The sequence below is a fragment of the Peribacillus cavernae genome, assembly GCF_003989135.1.
GTDB classification, from domain to species: domain Bacteria; phylum Bacillota; class Bacilli; order Bacillales; family DSM-1321; genus Peribacillus; species Peribacillus cavernae.
The window spans coordinates 58,911-77,273 of sequence record NZ_RYZZ01000037.1; the positions used below are offsets into that span (position 1 = coordinate 58,911).

At 41.9% G+C, this 18,363-nt stretch carries 21 protein-coding genes; 12 read left to right on the forward strand and 9 right to left on the reverse strand.

Annotated elements, in window-relative coordinates:
- Positions 1–135: 135 nt before the first annotated feature.
- Positions 136–726, reverse strand: a complete 591-nt coding sequence (locus ELQ35_RS19025) for a peptidylprolyl isomerase (RefSeq protein ID WP_126866764.1) — start codon at positions 724–726, stop codon at positions 136–138.
- 165 nt (positions 727–891) lie between these two features.
- Entirely contained in the window at positions 892–1,242 is a 351-nt protein-coding gene (locus tag ELQ35_RS19030; protein ID WP_126866765.1) for a hypothetical protein, read from the reverse strand.
- Between the two features lie 200 nt (positions 1,243–1,442).
- Here ELQ35_RS19030 and kapB point away from each other — a divergent pair, with 200 nt between their 5' ends.
- Entirely contained in the window at positions 1,443–1,829 is a 387-nt protein-coding gene (kapB, locus tag ELQ35_RS19035) for a kinase-associated lipoprotein KapB (protein WP_126866766.1), read from the forward strand.
- Positions 1,830–1,876: 47 nt separating this feature from the next.
- Here kapB and kapD read toward each other — a convergent pair whose 3' ends face one another.
- Positions 1,877–2,500, reverse strand: coding sequence for a 3'-5' exonuclease KapD (gene kapD, locus ELQ35_RS19040; protein WP_126866767.1), 624 nt, complete (start codon positions 2,498–2,500; stop codon positions 1,877–1,879).
- 755 nt (positions 2,501–3,255) lie between these two features.
- On the opposite strand from kapD, the gene ELQ35_RS19045 reads away from it, so the two are divergent.
- From ELQ35_RS19045 to mnhG, 7 genes are read left to right on the forward strand one after another with little or no spacing between them, the layout of a single operon-like run.
- Positions 3,256–5,646, forward strand: a complete 2,391-nt coding sequence (locus tag ELQ35_RS19045) for a Na+/H+ antiporter subunit A (RefSeq protein WP_126866768.1) — start codon at positions 3,256–3,258, stop codon at positions 5,644–5,646.
- Positions 5,643–6,065 carry a Na(+)/H(+) antiporter subunit B gene (locus tag ELQ35_RS19050; protein WP_126866769.1) on the forward strand — a complete coding sequence of 141 codons (423 nt, stop codon included), beginning with the start codon at positions 5,643–5,645 and terminating at the stop codon, positions 6,063–6,065. Before ELQ35_RS19045 ends, ELQ35_RS19050 begins: the two co-directional genes overlap by 4 nt.
- Positions 6,065–6,406 carry a Na(+)/H(+) antiporter subunit C gene (locus ELQ35_RS19055; protein ID WP_126866770.1) on the forward strand — a complete coding sequence of 114 codons (342 nt, stop codon included), beginning with the start codon at positions 6,065–6,067 and terminating at the stop codon, positions 6,404–6,406. The genes ELQ35_RS19050 and ELQ35_RS19055 overlap by 1 nt, the downstream gene beginning before the upstream one ends.
- Positions 6,399–7,880 (forward strand): Na+/H+ antiporter subunit D, encoded by a 1,482-nt coding sequence (locus ELQ35_RS19060; RefSeq protein WP_126866771.1) that lies wholly within the window; start codon positions 6,399–6,401, stop codon positions 7,878–7,880. Before ELQ35_RS19055 ends, ELQ35_RS19060 begins: the two co-directional genes overlap by 8 nt.
- A 6-nt stretch (positions 7,881–7,886) precedes the next feature.
- Entirely contained in the window at positions 7,887–8,363 is a 477-nt protein-coding gene (locus tag ELQ35_RS19065) for a Na+/H+ antiporter subunit E (protein WP_126866772.1), read from the forward strand.
- The gene (locus ELQ35_RS19070) at positions 8,363–8,647 is read left to right on the forward strand and encodes a Na(+)/H(+) antiporter subunit F1 (RefSeq protein WP_126866773.1); all 285 of its coding nucleotides are present in this window, start codon (positions 8,363–8,365) and stop codon (positions 8,645–8,647) included. Before ELQ35_RS19065 ends, ELQ35_RS19070 begins: the two co-directional genes overlap by 1 nt.
- Positions 8,631–9,002, forward strand: a complete 372-nt coding sequence (gene mnhG / locus ELQ35_RS19075) for a monovalent cation/H(+) antiporter subunit G (RefSeq protein ID WP_126866774.1) — start codon at positions 8,631–8,633, stop codon at positions 9,000–9,002. Before ELQ35_RS19070 ends, mnhG begins: the two co-directional genes overlap by 17 nt.
- A 308-nt stretch (positions 9,003–9,310) precedes the next feature.
- Here the strand turns inward: mnhG and ELQ35_RS19080 are convergent, their stop codons facing one another.
- Both ELQ35_RS19080 and ELQ35_RS19085 read right to left on the reverse strand, forming a co-directional pair.
- Positions 9,311–9,709 carry a hotdog fold thioesterase gene (locus ELQ35_RS19080; protein WP_126866775.1) on the reverse strand — a complete coding sequence of 133 codons (399 nt, stop codon included), beginning with the start codon at positions 9,707–9,709 and terminating at the stop codon, positions 9,311–9,313.
- Between the two features lie 348 nt (positions 9,710–10,057).
- Positions 10,058–11,563 (reverse strand): leucyl aminopeptidase, encoded by a 1,506-nt coding sequence (locus ELQ35_RS19085; RefSeq protein ID WP_126866776.1) that lies wholly within the window; start codon positions 11,561–11,563, stop codon positions 10,058–10,060.
- Positions 11,564–11,807: 244 nt separating this feature from the next.
- Between ELQ35_RS19085 and ELQ35_RS19090 the strand changes: the two genes are divergently transcribed.
- Both ELQ35_RS19090 and ELQ35_RS19095 read left to right on the forward strand, forming a co-directional pair.
- The gene (locus ELQ35_RS19090; protein ID WP_126866777.1) at positions 11,808–12,290 is read left to right on the forward strand and encodes a divergent PAP2 family protein; all 483 of its coding nucleotides are present in this window, start codon (positions 11,808–11,810) and stop codon (positions 12,288–12,290) included.
- A gap of 10 nt (positions 12,291–12,300) precedes the next feature.
- Positions 12,301–13,092: a cobalamin-binding protein gene (locus ELQ35_RS19095; RefSeq protein ID WP_126866778.1), complete on the forward strand. Its 792-nt coding sequence runs from the start codon at positions 12,301–12,303 to the stop codon at positions 13,090–13,092.
- Positions 13,093–13,160: 68 nt separating this feature from the next.
- On the opposite strand, the gene ELQ35_RS19100 is transcribed toward ELQ35_RS19095, so the two are convergent.
- The 4 genes from ELQ35_RS19100 to ELQ35_RS19110 all read right to left on the reverse strand — a co-directional run bounded on the left by ELQ35_RS19100 (position 13,161) and on the right by ELQ35_RS19110 (position 16,010).
- On the reverse strand, positions 13,161–13,841 hold the full coding sequence (locus ELQ35_RS19100; protein WP_126866779.1) for a 3D domain-containing protein: 681 nt from the start codon (positions 13,839–13,841) through the stop codon (positions 13,161–13,163).
- 141 nt (positions 13,842–13,982) lie between these two features.
- Complete coding sequence (locus ELQ35_RS19105; protein ID WP_126866780.1) at positions 13,983–14,306, reverse strand: YuiB family protein; 324 nt, start codon at positions 14,304–14,306, stop codon at positions 13,983–13,985.
- Between the two features lie 106 nt (positions 14,307–14,412).
- Positions 14,413–14,532 (reverse strand): YuiA family protein, encoded by a 120-nt coding sequence (locus tag ELQ35_RS22730; protein ID WP_185861830.1) that lies wholly within the window; start codon positions 14,530–14,532, stop codon positions 14,413–14,415.
- 260 nt (positions 14,533–14,792) lie between these two features.
- Positions 14,793–16,010 carry an NAD(P)/FAD-dependent oxidoreductase gene (locus ELQ35_RS19110; RefSeq protein WP_126866781.1) on the reverse strand — a complete coding sequence of 406 codons (1,218 nt, stop codon included), beginning with the start codon at positions 16,008–16,010 and terminating at the stop codon, positions 14,793–14,795.
- Positions 16,011–16,477: 467 nt separating this feature from the next.
- On the opposite strand from ELQ35_RS19110, the gene ELQ35_RS19115 reads away from it, so the two are divergent.
- Both ELQ35_RS19115 and ELQ35_RS19120 read left to right on the forward strand, forming a co-directional pair.
- Entirely contained in the window at positions 16,478–17,470 is a 993-nt protein-coding gene (locus ELQ35_RS19115; protein ID WP_126866782.1) for an NAD(P)/FAD-dependent oxidoreductase, read from the forward strand.
- A 219-nt stretch (positions 17,471–17,689) separates the two neighbouring features.
- A complete protein-coding gene (locus tag ELQ35_RS19120) occupies positions 17,690–18,328 on the forward strand; it encodes an SDR family oxidoreductase (protein WP_126866783.1) in 639 nt (212 codons plus the stop codon).
- The last annotated feature ends 35 nt before the right edge of the window (positions 18,329–18,363 follow it).

Genomic DNA, 18,363 nt, shown 5'->3' on the forward strand with positions numbered 1-18,363 from the left:
TCATATTACTTCGGTTAAGGTATTTATCATGCCTTCTACTCAATTTTACAGAAAAAAAGATCAATATACGATGGCTTATCAATAAGATTTATAAAAAAGAAACGAAAGCATATGCCTCCATTTCTTTTTCACCTATTATAAAACTTTAATGGACTTAATCACAACATCTTCGATTGGTTTGTCGCCAGGGCCCGTTTCTAATCCGATAATTTTGTCGACGATATCCATACCTTCGACAACTTGTCCGAAAACAGTATGCTTATGGTCAAGCCAGGGAGTGCCGCCTTTTTCCATATAAGCGCTGATGATTTCTTCTGGGTATCCTGCTTGTTTCATTTGCTCGCCCATTCTGCTGTCCACGTGCTGCGCCTGAACGATGAAGAATTGGCTGCCGTTCGTTCCGGGTCCTGCATTCGCCATCGACAAAGCGCCACGGAGGTTGAACGCCTGCATAGAAAATTCATCTTCGAATGTAGAGCCCCAAATGCTCTCGCCGCCCATGCCTGTTCCCTCTGGATCTCCGCCTTGAATCATAAAGTCTTTAATGATGCGGTGGAAAATAACGCCTTCATAATAGCCGTTTTCAGCATGGGTTACAAAATTCTCCACTGTCTTGGGAGCCAATTCAGGGAATAATTTAATCTTGATATCCCCCTGGTTTGTTTCCATCACAACTGCCTTTTCATTTTCAAGCACCTCTGTCGTTAATTGAGGATAGTTTGTCATATTCACCCTTCTTTCGTTTACTTTCTTTATGTAGCACCTTTATAACTTGGCATATGCGTCTTCTCTAATACTTGCCTTCAATTGTCCACTTTACACGACTTTTCTCAAAAAATCATCTTTTAAAAGTAATTGCTTAACCGTTGATTAGAAACTCCTATGCTGATGTTACTCATATATCTTATAGCGTATGTATTCATAGTTTGAAGTAGGAACAACTTCTTTAACATCTCCTTTTCGGTCCTTGTAGATTTCATATTCACGATAAGTTTCCACATGATAACCGTCTACATTTTCCTGTTTAATCAGTCTTTGATCTAGTTGAAACTTCAGGTTCTCCTCGGATAAGTCTTTTTGTTTTTTCGGTTCGGCAATTGTCGATTCAATTTCAAGGGTTTTCACTTGTCCGATCACGTAAGGTTCTGTGTCTTCCTGCAAAGTAGAAGCTTCAATAGATGAAACAAGAACCAAAATCATTCCAAGAAAAAATAAAGGAAAAATATTTAGTTTACTTTTCAAATCCTATTTCTCCCCTCTCTTGTCCAAAATTAATATCTTGTTCATTTTATGCGCAGTTACTTCGTTACATGTCTTGCTCTTAGAGCGCTTTTTTTAAGGTCATCCTCTTCGAGTAAAATTTCAATAACTGTTCGATTGTAAAATCGCATGGATCTTATGTATCATGGAGATTAGGAAAGTATTAGAAAGGCGGTTAAACCATGACGGAAGAGAATTTTAAAGTCGGGGACAGAGTAACAGCGATTTATAAAACCGGAAAATATATCGGGGAGCTGACAGACATCCGTCCGAACGCTTATCTCGTTAGGGTGCTTGCTGTGGCAAAACATCCGATGCAAGGGGATCTTCATAATCCTAAGCAGACAGATGTGACGATGTTTCACCAAAGGCGTGCACTCGCTTTTAGGGAACAGGCCAATGTACCAAAGAATATGGTCAAGCACTATGAGGATGAAATTCCTGAATATAAGGCTTCTTTAAAAGAGTCCGTGGACAAAATGAAACGCCAGCTTGCCGAGGATAGTAAGGAATGGAATGCAAAAAGTCTGGAAATGGTTGAGGGACTGGAAGCTGATTATTTTAAATAAATCGTAAAAATGCACGAAAGCCAAATCAGTTATAAGTGATTTGGCTTTTATAAGGCAAAGTTGTCCAATACTTTTGATAAATCGATGCGGTCGCCAATGGTGGTCGGCTGGTGGTTTTTCATGTAGCTTTTATCCTTTTCCACCAATTTGAAAATGTTAAAAGTGGTCAGAGCGTCGTCCAAGGCACGGTGGTGTTTTCCGGTGCCTTCCTTGCCGTATGCCTGAACAGCTTTCCACAGACCCGTCTGATTTTGATCGCCAAAGAAGCGTTTGTACTCCATCGATAAATCAATTTGCTTTCCCCGGAAAGGAAACTCAATTCCTGCTCCCTTGCAGTTTTGGCGCAACACTTTCATATCCATGTTCCCCCAAGTAACGATAGTTGTCGGCTGTTTTTGATCATACTTTTCCAATAGGCCAACAAGCTCTTTGAATGGCATCCCACTGTTAACCTGTTCCTGGGAAATGTTCAGGAAATTCTTACAGCGGCCTGTTAGCTCGGAAAATGTAACGGGAAGGACAAAGGATGAAAATTGATCGATAATTTTTTCATTGATCACTGCCGCAAATCCAACTTCGATGATTTCGGGATAAAAACCTTCAGGCTTCATTTTTCCCTCAGGCATGGTGAATTCAAAATCGATAAATAAATATTGTTGTTCACCTTCCATATTTACGCCTCCTTTTTCAATGAATTTTTTAAAACACTTTCTGCTAAGTAATAAACCGCCATTCAATACCAATCTATATTCAAATATTATAGCAGAAACTTCTGAATTATTTTTATCTTTTTTTAGATTTCCTTCTGTGTTTTCCCTTTTTGACCCTTCAAGAGAACCACAACTGCTATGCCGGAAGTTTATACCACTATACAAAAATATATATTAGAAAAGAAGTTGGCCTATGCCCACGGAAAGGAATCTTTCCACAAACCAAACTAACAAGGGGGTGAAAGCGAGTGTTCCCATCCAACACATTCGAAACCTGGATACATAGCTGGTTGAACACACTGTTCAAAACGGTTTATCATCTTTCTCTATGAAGATGCAGCAGTAGTTATACAGCATCATACGCACGAGCTTGTCTCTTTGATTGGGGGAAAGAATTATAAAAAAAATTCTTTTAGGAGTACCTATAAAGAGTAGCTTATTTTGTTCCCTGAAAAAACTTTTTTGTCAATTTCCTTATGTTTCTACCTATTTAATAACACAAATTACTTTCCTGCAAAGCGGGTTTCTTGAGCATGCACCGACTTAAACATTAGTTTATAATTGAGTGGCTAATAACTTTTTCCTTTATGATCATATGTTAAAGCGCCTTACCCTGTCGGCCATTTTCTACAAATAAATAAACAGTTGTACCTCAACATAACATAAAGGAAATTCGAACCCGTTACTTTTGCGTATCCATATAGGAGGTTGATCTCGTGTCTTTGCTTCACTGGGCTATTTTATCGCCTTTTATAGCTGCGCTCTTTATACCGATGCTATACAAGCGGTTCAGAAAGATCCACACTGGATGGTTTGTGCTTGTTTTGTCCATCCTGCTATTCATATACTTTTTCATGTTCCTATCACAGACACGCGATGGAAGAAATGTCTCTGAGAGTTTAGCCTGGATGCCTTCATTAGATATCAATTTTGAAGTATATATCGATGGACTCGGTTTGTTATTCTCTCTTCTGATCACAGGAATCGGGGCACTTGTCGTTTTGTATTCTATTTTTTATCTGAATAAGGATAAAGAAAAACTAAATAACTTTTATGTGTATCTTTTGTTGTTTATGGGTTCTATGCTTGGTATCGTCTTATCTGATAATTTGATTGTTTTGTACATGTTCTGGGAATTTACCAGCTTCTCCTCGTTCCTTTTGATTGGGTATTGGTATCAACGGGAACGGTCTCGCTATGGAGCACAAAAATCAATGCTGATCACAGTTTTTGGCGGACTGAGCATGCTTGGAGGCTTTGTGCTGTTATCCTATATCGGCGATACCTTTAGCATTCGTGAGCTCGTTAGCCAGAATGGAGAATTGATAACCCACCCATTATTCACTCCCGCTTTACTGCTCGTTTTACTCGGGGCGTTCACCAAATCTGCGCAATTCCCGTTTCATATCTGGCTTCCCGATGCCATGGAAGCGCCCACCCCTGTCAGTGCCTATCTACATTCAGCAACTATGGTTAAAGCAGGAATCTATCTTGTGGCAAGGTTGAGCCCAGTATTCGCCGAGTCCGCACTGTGGCTCTGGCTTATTGCCTCTGTTGGAATTGTTACACTATTCTGGGGTTCATTTTCAGCGGTAAAACAGACTGATCTAAAGGGAATTCTTGCTTTCTCAACGATCAGCCAACTCGGAATGATTATGTCACTTTTGGGACTTGGGGCTGCTGCGATCCATTATGAATCCATGGATGAGGATATCTATGTGGCAGCAACGGTTGCCGCCGTTTTTCATCTGATTAACCATGCTACCTTTAAGGGAAGTTTGTTCATGGCCGCCGGAATAATCGATCATGAAACTGGTACCCGCGATATCCATAAACTGGGCGGATTGATGAATCTCATGCCGATTACTTTCACGATTACCATCATCGGTGCTTTTTCGATGGCCGGTCTGCCGCCCTTTAATGGGTTTCTAAGCAAGGAAATGTTCTTAGCCAGTATGGTGAGTGTCACGGAGATGGACCTTTTCAACATGGAGAACTGGGGAGTATTATTTCCAGTGCTGGCATGGGTGGGCAGTATCTTCACGTTTGTTTACAGCATGATCATTGTCTTCAAAACGTTCACGGGCAAATATCAGCCTGAAAAGCTGAAAAAAAAGCCGCACGAAGCCCCAATTGGCATGCTGATTCCACCGGTTATCCTTGCTTCACTGGTTATCATTTTTGGGCTATTCCCGAATCTCCTGTCCTCTACTATCATTGAACCGGCGGTGGCCGCGATACAACCCGGGGCGGTTCATGTCGATATTGCCCACTGGCATGGTTTTAGGGTTGAGTTAGGTATGACCATAGGTGTTATTATATTGGGCGTCCTCTTTTATCTCACATTGGCTAAATGGCAGAATATATATCAGCTTTTCCCTGCGAAATTGTCATTCAACCGGTTATACGATGCTCTTCTCACGGGAATGGAACGGATATCTCTTGCTGTCACTAGGTTGTTTATGAGCGGTTTTATCCGTACCTATCTAGTTTATATCTTTCTGTTTTTTATCATTTCACTGGGGTACACGTTATTTCGAAAGAATGCCCTTACTATCGACATGAAAAATACAGCTCCCATCGGTATTTATGAATTAGTTCTTGCTGGCATCATCACTATTGCAGCGATTGCCATTCTGTTTGCAAAGTCCAGATTGACTTCGATTATCCTTTTGGGAGCGGTCGGCTATACGGTGTCCATCTTCTTTGTTTTATTCCGGGCCCCCGATCTTGCGCTTACCCAACTGGTCATTGAAACCATCTCTGTTGCCCTGTTCCTGCTTTGCTTCTATCATTTGCCAAAGATTTCAAGAAAGGAAGAGCGTCTGGCCTTCAAACTGAATAACGCGCTGATTTCGATCGGTGTTGGCGTGATTGTTGCATTAATTGCTCTGTCTTCACATAGCAGCAAATATTTTGATGCCATTTCTAAATACTATGTGGAGAACGCTTATAAAGAGGCCGGCGGCGAAAATATAGTAAATGTCATTCTTGTAGACTTCCGCGGTCTTGATACGATGTTCGAAATCACTGTTTTAGGGATCGCGGCTATTGGGATCTTTGCCATAATCAAACTGCGGCTGACCAGGGGGAAAGAAGAAGGATGAAAACAAACGATATCATTCTGCAAACCGTTGCGAAACTGGCATCCCTTGTGATTCTACTTTTCTCCATCTATATTTTTTTCGGGGGCCATTATTCCCCCGGCGGTGGGTTTGTAGGGGGGTTATTGGCCTCGGGCGCGATTGTTTTACTGCTTCTAGCTTATGATCTAAAAACGGTGGCAGCTATTTTACCGATTGATTACAAGCTGCTTATTGCTGCGGGCCTCCTTATCGCAGTTTTAACAGGTGCCGGGGCCTTGTTATTCGATGCTCCATTTATGACACACACATTTAGCTATTTTGATGTGCCGCTTTTAGGGCACACGGCTTTACATACGGCTGTACTGTTCGATTTAGGTGTATATCTTGTGGTTGTTGGCGTAACGATGACCATTATTCAAACAATAGGGGAGAGTGAATAATGGAGATTTTAATGGCCGTTGTAATTGGGATTTTGTTTATGAGCGCTACCTATTTAATGCTGTCCAAAAGCATTTTGCGTATTATCATTGGGACCGGATTGTTGAGCCATGGTGCCCATTTGCTGATTTTGACGATGGGCGGTTTAAAGCGGGGATCTGTCCCATTGCTCAGCGAACAGGCGAATTCCTATGTCGATCCTTTGCCGCAGGCGCTGATCCTGACGGCAATCGTCATCAGCTTCGGGGTAACCTCCTTCTTCCTGGTGCTGGCATACAGGACATATCAGGAATTTGGAACCGATAATATGGACAGATTGAGAGGAAAAGAAGCCAATGAATAACATCGTTTTTTTGCCTGTATTGCTTCCGCTTCTAACAGGCATTGTCTTACTTTTCTTTTCAAAATCTATCAAATTTCAAAGAGTTTTTTCTGTACTTTCGGTATTGGCGGGAATTCTGTTGGCTGTCATGTTAGTTGGAAAGGTCCATGGCCAAGGTATTCTTACCCTACAAGTAGGGAGCTGGGAAGCACCCTTTGGGATCGTCATTGTCGCGGATATGCTAGCCAGTTTGCTTGTTCTTACTACCAATTTGATCGGATTTGCGATTATCGTCTACTCCTTTTACTCAATCGGTAAGGAGCGGGAAAGGTTTTATTATTATGCAATCTTTCAATTTTTGCTTGTAGGTGTGAATGGGGCTTTTTTAACCGGGGATATCTTTAATCTGTTTGTATTTTTTGAAGTAATGTTGATGGCTTCCTATGTGCTGTTAGCACTTGGGGGAACGAAACCGCAGCTTCGGGAATCGTTGAAGTACATTCTTGTCAATGTCATATCTTCTGCGCTGTTTGTGATTACTGTAGCCTATCTCTACTCGGTCGTCGGGACATTGAATATGGCTGATATCAGCAGAAAAATAGCCAAAATTGACCAGCCGGGAATCGTTACGGTTATCGCTGTTTCCTTCTTAATTGTATTCGGATTGAAAGGAGCAATATTCCCGTTATTTTTTTGGCTGCCGGGCTCCTATTACGCTCCACCAATTCCAATCATCGCCCTGTTTGGGGCATTGCTGACAAAGGTTGGCATTTACTCCATTCTCCGTACCTACACATTACTTTTTTATCATGACCAGGGATATACGCACCAGCTCCTTGGAATCCTTGCGTTACTAACAATCATTGTAGGTGTCATTGGTGCGGTCGGCTATTGGGATATGAAAAAAATCATTATCTATAATATAGTGATAGCAATAGGAGTGATTATCTTTGGAATTTCCTTAATGAATCAACAGAGCTTATCGGGTTCCATCTTTTATATCATCCACGATATGATCATTAAAGCTGCTTTGTTTCTTCTGATTGGCATCATTATTAAGATAACCGGCACCAACAATCTGCGTGAAATCAGCGGATTAATCAAAGCCTATCCATATGTTGGCTGGACGTTTTTTATTGCCGCGATCTCGCTCGTCGGCATCCCGCCTTTCTCGGGCTTTGCCGGAAAGTTATTAATCCTTCAGGGAGCAGTAAAAGCCGGGTCATACATCGGAATGGCTGTTATTCTGCTTTCCAGCTTAATGGTGTTATATTCTTTGATGAAAATATTCATTAATGGTTTCTGGGGGATACCGCGAGCCTATCCGGATGCCGATCGTGTTCCAGTCAAAATGCTCCTGCTTCCGGCAGTTCTTCTAGTTGGTGTATCTATTGTATATGGATTCGGCACAGAAGCGATGTATCCATTCATTTCCCAGGCCACGGAACCGCTCATCGATCCCGGAATATACATTAACGCGGTTTTAAAGGAGTGACGCTTTATGGCTTTTCAACTATTGCTAAATGTATTACTTGCGTTTGTATGGATGTTTTTGGAGGGTGAGTATACCGGCAGTGCATTTGTGATCGGCTATTTTTTGGGACTGTGGATCGTTTTTGGATTCAGAAGGTTTTTTCACAGCAGGTTTTACTTGCTGCGCGTCTTCGCTGCAGTAAATTTGATTTTTATTTTCATAAAAGAGATGATTCTTTCCAATATCGCGGTTTTAAAGGTAATTCTAAAACCAAGGCTTGATATCAAACCCGGCATTTTCGCTCTGGAAACGGAGCTGGAGAAAGACTGGGAAATCACGATTTTGGCTAATTTGATCACGTTAACTCCTGGTACACTGGTAGTCGATGTTTCTCCTGATAATAAAACTCTCTACATTCATGCAATGGATATTTCAGATAAAGAGGAAGCGATCCGAAACATTAAAGGTACGTTTGAAAAAGCGATTATGGAGGTGAGCAGATAATGTTCCATGCTATTTTACAAATTTCCCTGCTATGCGTGTCCATCTCAATGCTCGGCCTGGTTTACAGGGTAATAAAGGGTCCATCCGCCCCTGACAGGGTTGTTGCCTTGGACGCAATGGGCATCAATTTAATTGCGATCATTGCCCTTGTATCCATGCTCCTTAATACACCAGCTTACCTGGACGCCATCCTTTTGCTCGGTATCCTTTCCTTTATCGGCACCGTTGCATTTTCTAAGTTCCTTGAGAAAGGAGAAATCATCGAAAATGACCGAGATCTTTAAATTCACCTCCGGGGCGCTTATTTTACTGGGGGCCTTCTTATCACTTGTATCGGCGCTCGGAATCATCAGGCTTCCCGATGTGTATACGAGAAACCATGCTGCCTCGAAAAGCTTAACACTAGGCATCATGTCGCTGTTGCTCGGCACATTCATCTATGTCTATATCGAACATGGCTATTTCAATTCGAGAATATTGCTGGGGATCGTTTTCATCTTCATGACAGCCCCTGTGGCCGGGCATTTGATCAGCCGGGCAGCCTATAATACCGGGGTCAAGGTCTGGGGTAAAAACGGGGAAGATGATTTGGAGGAGAGCCGCAACCGAGAGGCTTCCCATTCATCGGATGAAAAATGAGCTAATTGAGCAATTGTTTTTAAACGGGGACTTTTAGTTCCTCTTTTTGTTTTTACGAAATCAATAAATGAGAATATTTCTTTTCAAGCCTCAAGCTATGCCTAATGTATATATTAAAACCATGACTTGCCCTCTCCCATTAATTGCTTCAAGATTCCTTAAATGATTTTACTATAAATCACCATTGATTATTATAGTCTATTGCTTTAAAAAGGTCTGCATCTATTTTTATGATAATTTTAATTTATTTTTATCCCCAGTAATTCCACATTATATTGGACCGAATATGCAAAAAAAGATGCAAGATCTTAAGCATCTGCATCTTTTTTAACTTTAATAACAGCGAGAGTACAGCGCGCTACGGAAATCAGCTTGTCTTCTTCATCTCTTATTTTTATGTCCCACACCATCGTTGTTCGTCCTTTGTGGAGGATATTCGCTTCAGCTGTCACGTAGCCATTTCGCTTGCCGCGGACATGGTTGGCGTTTATTTCGAGGCCGACCACGGCTTCGTTCTTTTGATCTACTAATTCGAAACCACCCACGCTTGCCACGGTCTCTGCCAGAGCAACCGAAGCTCCGCCGTGAAGCAGGCCATAAGGTTGCCAGGTTCTTTCATCCACTGGCATTGTTGCAATAACCCTGCCTTTTCCAAGCTCGGTAATTTCGATTCCCAATGAATTCAACAATGTCTTTTCCAAGTCCATAGCAATTCTCCTATCTTCTGTTTAAAGTATTTTTCTCCACACTTCAGCAAAAATCCTTCTTTTCTATGGAATTTCCCTATACTATAAATAGGATTAGCACTGGCTTAGGCCAAGCATCAGAGGTTTCGCTTAATTAAAAGGTGTTTTCGCTTAATTATCGCTTTTTTCGCTTGAATCATAGGAATTTTCGCTCGAATCACGGTTTTTTCGTTTGAATTGGTTTTTAGTTTCCAAATTCCCACTTCGATATTAAGTTTTTTTCCTTGATTTGGTTTCTATTTTCCAATTTCCTCTCACATTATTAATAGTAAATAACCGAAGCATAAAAAGCCTCGGCTATCGCTGAAATTACTCCTTCTCCACTCCGAATCGTTCCACCAAAAGCGCGAGGGTTCTTGTCATGACACCTGTGCCCCCTGCTGTACCTAGTTCGGAAGCGCTGCTTGTTGTCGCGGTGCCGGCAATGTCCAGGTGGACCCATGGCGTATTTTCGGCAAATTCGCCGATGAAGGCTCCTCCCATGATGGCATGGCCGGCGCTTCCCGGTGAGTTGTTCAAATCGGCTATCTTAGAGCCACGTACCTGTTCTTTGTCTTTCTCTGTAATCGGCAGGCGCCACATTGGCTCTCCGGCTTCATAGGAAGCTTCCAGTACACTCTCAAAAAACTCCTCATTGTTTGTCATTGCGCCTGTCATATCATTTCCCAACGCTGTGATGACACCGCCTGTCAATGTGGCAACGTCCACTAAGTAGTCAGCTCCATGTTGTTTGGCGTACGTAACCGCATCTGCAAGCACAAGGTGTCCTTCTGCATCAGTATTCAGCACTTCAATCGTTTTGCCGCTCATCGAGGTAAACACATCATCCGGTTTGAACGCACTCCCGCTAATCATATTATCTGTGGAAGAGATAACGGCGACGACATTCTGCTCCGGCCGTAATTCACCGATGATTTCCATTGCCCCTAACACGGCTGCTGCACCTCCCATATCCGTTTTCATGCCGACGATGCCTGATTTGGTTTTAATCGAATAGCCGCCCGTATCAAAGGTTACCCCTTTGCCGACAAGACCGATTACATCTTTCCACTCTTCTTTGCCCTGATACTTCAAGACAATCATTCTCGGCGCTTCGGTTGATCCCTGGTTAACCGCAAGCATCGCGCCCATGCCGAGCTTAAGCATCTCTTCCTTCTCAAGGATTTCCGCTTCAAAGCCAAAGCGGTCCGCTAATTGCGTTGCATAGTGAGCGAGATCAGTTGCAGTAAGCAGATTCGCCGGGGTATTGACAAGATCTCTTGCTGAATTTACAGCTTTCCCAAATACATGGCCTACCTTTAGGGAAGCAGAAACCTCCTCTTTATCTGTTTCACTGTAGACCGTGATCGTTTCAATCGTCTTGTCTACCTGATTTGACTTTTGCTTATAACCCGAAAATTCATAGGTCGAAAGGGCAAAGGCTTCGCTGAAAGCATGGGCTGCATCAAAAACATCCATCTTCTCGGTTGTGAATGTATCCAGTCCTAGAGCGACGGCTGTCAATTTGGAATCCTTCAAGGATTTAAATGCCTTGCCAAAAGCTTCTCTAAGCGTTTCAAATGTTAGTTCTTTTTCCTTCCCGAGTCCCACGAAAATGAGTCTTTTCACACCAAGGCGTCCAAGTGTATGTACTTTCGATATCGTTTTTCTTTTGGAAGAAATCTCTCCTTCCTTTACCAATTCCGTTAACTGGCCCGCTAACTTGTCATCGGCTGCCTTTGAAGCTCCTTCTAACTTTACCGGCTTTTCAAAAACGCCCATTAGCAGGCATTCATGTTTTTCGTCCAGGTTGATGTTTTTCAAAACAGTAAACATGGTTCTACCTCCAAATTTTTCATTCATACATTATATCGAAGTTACCAATGCTTTTCGAATTTTATCCAAAAAGTCATGCAAGAAAAAAGAATTTCCCGTATATAAGTTTAACCGGCTTCTAAATAGTTTAAAGACATATATCTATATTACAGGAGCGTATGTGGGACAATATTGGAAAAACTATTGGAATAAACCTGCCCGCTTTTATAGAAAAATAACCCGGAAGAGAAAGAAGGTTTGTTGCATGGAAATGGTTTTTAACTTTTCATTAGTTGCATCCTTGACGGCGATTTTTTTCGCTCAATTTGTTAAGGTGCCGATTCAATATATTGCCCTGAAAAAGCTGGATTGGTCACTGCTCACTTCAACAGGAGGAATGCCGAGCTCCCATTCAGCAGCAGTTACCGCACTGGCAACGGGAGTAGGCATCGAAGCAGGGATGACCTCGCCCGTATTTGCGGTTGCTTTGGTTTTTGCCATTATCACGATGTTCGATGCCACAGGGGTAAGAAGGCAGGCTGGAGAGCAGGCTGCGGTTTTGAATAAACTTGTCGCAGACTTCAATATATTTGTTTCTGAAGCGAAACAGTGGCAAAATAAAGAAAACAGTCAAAAGCAAAGAAAACTAAAGGAACTGCTCGGCCATAAGCCAATTGAAGTTTTCTTCGGCGGGCTGACCGGAATTTTCATTGCACTTTTTCTTCATTTTTTTATTTTTAAAGGTTAGGTGAATGTATGTGAAGATCATCTCTATATGTCCCAGCAATACCGAGCTTTGTGCCTATCTGGGCATTGAAAACCAGCTGATTGCGGTGGATGATTATTCTGATTGGCCAGAGTCGATCGCAGGACTGCCAAGACTCGGCCCTGATTTATCGATTGACATAGACCGGGTTGAAGAGCTGCAGCCTGACCTGGTGTTAGCCTCTTTAAGCGTACCGGGAATGGAGAAAAATGTCCGGGGGCTTGAAGAAAGAAGCATTCCCCATATCGTGCTGAATCCGCAGTCTCTAGAGGATATAGCCGATGATTTAAGGATTGTGGGAGCAGCAGTCGGGGAAACACAACTGGCTGCAGAAAAGGCTGAAGAGTTTTTGCACATCATCGAACAGTTTAATAAAGTCTCCGCTACGATTGCAAATAAGCCGTCTCTCTATTGGGAATGGTGGCCCAAACCTCTATTCAGCCCGGGGGGCGTTAACTGGCTATCGGAAATTAGCCGCCTTGCAGGAGCTTATAATCTTTTAGAAGATATAGAGCTTGCAAGCGTCCAGGTCGCCCCTGAAGAGGTGATTAAACGCAACCCTGATTTCATCTGTCTGGCATGGGTTGGTGTGCCCGAGGAAAAAGTCAGGCCCGCTCTTGTAAAAAAACGCGAGGGTTGGAGTGCGATGGATGCCGTTAAAAACGACAACATCCTTATCCTGGAGGAACCTTTGTATTGCCGGCCATCCCCTCGCCTGATCGAGGGCTTAACAAAACTGGCCCGGATTCTTCATCCAGAGGAATATCTGTCATTGAAGATCTAGAAATAGCACAAAAATCCTTGCCCCAAACTGGAGCAAGGATTTTTGACGAACTATGTTATGAATCTGGATTACTTTTTCTCTTTCCCGGTAAATTGCTGGCGGAAAACCTGCATGTCTTCCTTTTCATTTAAGGCAGTTAATTTTTCCTCAGATAATGTACCGTTTCCTTTTTTCACTATGTATACTTCCACTGTCTTTTTTCCCCAAAGATTATATACCTCATCCACGGTATCAAAATAAAGGTCCAATTCGTTTCCTGTTATGGCCCCGCCTTTATCGGCCACGACTCCATATCCGTATTCGGGAATGAACAGAATGGTTCCAACTGGAAATACGCTTAAATCGGCAGCTACAGTTGAATACAAATCCCGCTTCACTTTTACGCCCGAGTAGGTAATTCCGTATGCGGGGCTATTAGGATTTTTGCCCGTTGATTCATACCCGGCCGTATAACCGGTCGCGACAACCTTTTGCTTTGGATATTGGGTAATGTTAGCGGCTTCCTCTACTGTCTTTGGTGCAACGACCGCTGAAATCATTTCATTATTATCGGCAACATTCAACGCCTTAAGCCCGAGACTAGTGGAACGAAATTCACTTTCACTAGCTTTCTGCTTAAAAGAATACTCACTTTCCAATGTTGGCATACTGGCCTCTACTCCGGTAATGTGAACGAAAGTAGTATAGAGTGCCAATATAAATAAAAAAATAATAGTCACCTTTTTACATATGCCTTTTATTGTTTTCATCTGAAAAATTTCCCACTCCTCTCACTTGAATATTATTTTCCCAAAAAACAGGTAAGTATTCCTTGAAGAGCAGATTATTTATTCATGATAACGATAAAAAACCAAAAAAACAGGCTACACATAGTGTGCCAGCCTGTTTTTTCAAAACATCCTGTATCCTTTTTTCCGAAGCGTTTTTATGATAACCCCGGCTAAGATTGCACCGGCAAGCCCGCTTAACAAAATGGTAATATCGGCAGTATGCAAAGCGGCAAACCTTCCGCCAAGCTGCCCAAAGGAGTTTCCTGGATTTCTGAAATACTCAATTAATTTCACTTCATTAACAATTGAAATAGCAATTAAAGGGAAAAATATGACCATAACCCAGGAAGATCGGAAAAGCATATTCAACAAAAAGCCGATCCCGAAGAACAAAATAAAAAATAAAAATACTGATATGATTAGAATAGGTATAGACATCTGCATTTCTAACAAGCCCCTCCCAAGAAGCGTCATTTCTAGTTTACTTAATGAGGGGGGACTCGTCAATATTGTAGACCTTTCCATAACTTATTAACAAGATACCGTTAAGTCAGTTATCCTTTTTTTCCCCGCTCCCTCCACAGCAAGAACAAGTTTCTGACCCTCCGAGAAGTAACTGAAAATATCCTTTTCCAGAACAATATTCGCATTCATTATGTTTTACTTGCATAAAATCACCCTCCCTATTAAAGTTTCAATTTTCTGATAATATATCAAAGATAATTGAAAATGTTAAATCTCAAAATAGTCGAAAATGGTTTATGTAAGCGCATACACCTCGGTTTTCCTCTTTTTATCTTTCCTTACGTTAAAGATACTGAAAGTTTTAAAAACAGGTAACATGTGATTCATTAAGCAATAAATGGCGTAAAAATAGTTAAAGTAAAAAACCGCCAGAGAATATCCCCTGGCAGCAACAATCATTATTTATTATAAGATATTGAACTTCCCTTTTTTCACAACCATTGATGGTCCGCCAATCATATACAGAGCGCGGTTATCGATCATTTTCTTCATGAAGGAAGCTTTCTTCCCGACCATTTTCCGGCCGAATGCTACACCGATTGCATCATCTTCGCCAAGAGAACATACGGTTCCTTTGATATCGGGGGTGAATGCTTCCAGCTTTTCTTCATTACGGATTAGAGCGGTAAGGTTCTTCGCACAAACTTCGCCTTCCTGCATCGCAATTTGTGCAGTTGGCGGATATGGACGGTTGATTTCTTCATTAATGATTAAGCAGCAGTCACCAAGTATGAAAATATCATCATGGTCCGGAGCACGAAGGTCAGGGTTTACTTTCACACGGCCGCGCATTGCTTCAATGCCTGAAGCTTCAATGATCGAGCTTCCACGGACACCTGCCGCCCATATTACCGTTGCAGCCTTGATCTCTTCGACTTCATTTTCACCTTTTGCTACGATGATTCCTTCAGGTGTGCAGCCTTTGATAGCAGTACCGATTTTGAATTCAACGCCTTTTTTCTCAAGATAGGAAACCGCATAATTAACAAGCTCAGGATCGAAGCCAGGCAGTACAGTTGGAGCTGCTTCCACACACATGACCCGTACTTTATGAAAATCAACATCATATTCTTTGCAAAGCTCAGGAATGCGATTTGCTAATTCTCCAAGGAATTCAATTCCAGTGAAGCCAGCTCCGCCGACTACAATTGATAATCGTTCATCCTTCTTTTCTTCTTCCGTATTATAAGTGGCAAATTGATATTCAATATGCTCACGGATTTGGCGTGCGGAGTTTAAATTGGAAATGGAGAATGCATGCTCTTTTAAACCTTGAATTCCAAATGTTTCAGATTCAGCCCCTAGAGCTACAACCAGGTAGTCATAGGATACTTCACCATTTTCAAGCTTTACTACCTTTTCAGCTGTTTTAATCTCAACGGCTGTATCTTGAATGAAATCCACTTTATTTTTGTCAACTACACTGCTGATTTCATAACGTACCCGGTCTGGTTGCAAAGTGCCTGCAGAGGCTTCGTGCAGCCAGGTTGTTTCATAATGGTAGCCATTCTTGTTCACTAACACGACGTCAGCCTCGTTTACTCCTAAAGACTTTTGAAGACGTACTGTAGTCATAAGACCACCGTAACCTGCTCCTAAAATTACAATTTTCGGCTTCCTCACGGTATCACTTCCACCTTTACAATGTTTTCTTGAGTATGCTTTCCATAACAGTAGGTTTTCACAACTAGACTACCTTCATTATAAAAAGCTAAAAGTCCATTTGTGAATTAGTTCACGTATAAATGCAAAAAAATGTTTAGAAAATTGTCATAAAATCTTAATAAAATAATGTCTAAATAAATAGTATGCCTTTTTATCTTTTTTTTCAACAATAAATCGATTTTTTTCAACAAAAATAGCTGGAAACAGCATTCTGTAGAAATCGGTGCTTGCTAACTTGTATTAACAATCTTACCAGTAACTCGATTATGGCACAGTTTAGGCTTGAAAGGTATCCTAATAAGGGAAATATTTCATAAGATTCTTTTAACTTGATAACTTTTTGTTCACCTTTTCACTTTTGATTAAAGCAATTTATGCTAAAATATAAATTATTGGATTTTACTATTCCATTGGGGGGATCAGATTTGAAGGAAAATGAACAGGTGTATGATATAACAATCATTGGCGGAGGCCCTACTGGTTTGTTTACAGCCTTTTACGGCGGGATGAGACAGGCATCGGTCAAGATCATTGAAAGCCTTCCTCAACTTGGCGGACAATTGACTGCACTCTATCCGGAAAAATATATCTATGATGTAGCCGGATTCCCGAAAGTGAGGGCGCAGGAACTCGTGAACAACCTTGTAGAACAAATGGCAAAATTTGAACCAACCGTAGCGCTTGAACAAGCGGTTGATAAATTAGAAAAACAGGCTGATGGTGTTTTTAAGCTGACTACCGATAAAGAAATCCATTACTCTAAAACGATCATCATTACTGCCGGCAACGGTGCGTTCCAGCCGCGACGCATGGAACTGGAAAATGCAAGACAATATGAAGGGAAGAACCTGCACTACTTCATTGATGATTTAAACCGATTCGCAAACCAAAAGATCGTCGTCTTTGGCGGCGGGGACTCGGCGGTTGACTGGGCTTTGATGCTTGAACCAATTGCTGAGAAAGTATCGATAGTACATCGCCGTGATAAATTCCGTGCACATGAACATAGTGTCGAAAACCTCAAGAATTCCAAAGTGGACATTATAACTCCTTTTGTTCCTGTTGAACTTATTGGAGATGAAGATAAAGTGAAAGAGGTTGTTCTGGAAGGTACCAATGGCGAAGACAAAGAAGTACTTGATATCGATGCTGTAATTTGTAACTATGGGTTTGTCTCCTCCCTTGGACCTATTAAAGAATGGGATCTTGACATCCAAAAGAACTCTATTGTCGTTAACTCTAAAATGGAAACAAATATTCCAGGCATTTATGCTGCGGGCGATATTTGTACCTACGATGGAAAAGCCAAGCTGATCGCAACCGGTTTCGGCGAAGCACCTACTGCTGTCAATAACGCAAAACAGTATATCGATCCGAAAGCGCGTGTTCAACCATTGCACAGTACCTCTATGTTTTAAGAAGCAGCAGCCTCGTTGGCCGCTGTTCCCTGTACATCTGAAGCTGCAATTGCATATTGAAAAAGGTAAAAGACCAAAGTGTCAGCTCTTATAAAGAAGCTTTTACTTTGGTCTTTTTTTTCTGCCTTTTGTTTAGTAAAAATTCCACAGGGTACAAACACTATAGGAAACTTGATACTGTTTTTGGCAATGTAAAGTAACGTGAAAGGATGATCAAGCTTGAACATTTTAATAGCAGGAGCAAACGGAAAAACGGGAAGAATTCTTATCAGGCACCTTACACAAAAAGGGCACAACGCAAAAGCAATGATCCGAAAAGAAGAGCAAACCGCAACAATGAAAGAACTTGGAGCAGAACCGATAGTAGCCGATCTCGAAAAAAACACTGACCATGCTTTCAATGATATAGATGCAGTCATTTTCGCTGCCGGTTCCGGTTCCAAGACTGGTCCGGATAAGACAACGGATGTTGACAGAAACGGGGCCATCGCACTGATTGACACTGCGAAAAAGCACGGAATCAATCATTTTGTCATGCTTAGTTCAATGGGTGCCGACCATCCCGAACAGGGAGTTAAGGAAATGCAGCACTATTACCGGGCAAAGCATGACGCAGATGAGCATTTACTGAACAGCGGCCTATCTTATACCATCGTCCGCCCCGGACTTTTGACAGATGATGAGCCGACGGGTGAAATCATCGCCCAGACAAAACTGGAAAATAGAAAAGGCGCAATCACCAGAGGAGACGTCGCCGTGGTCCTTGCTGAATCCCTTTCCCGGGAATCGACGCAAAATCAAATCTTTGAAATTCTGAACGGGAATGTTCCAATTGACGAAGCTTTAAATCATTTATGATCAATAACAAAAAAGCACCTGTCGCAAGGTGCTTT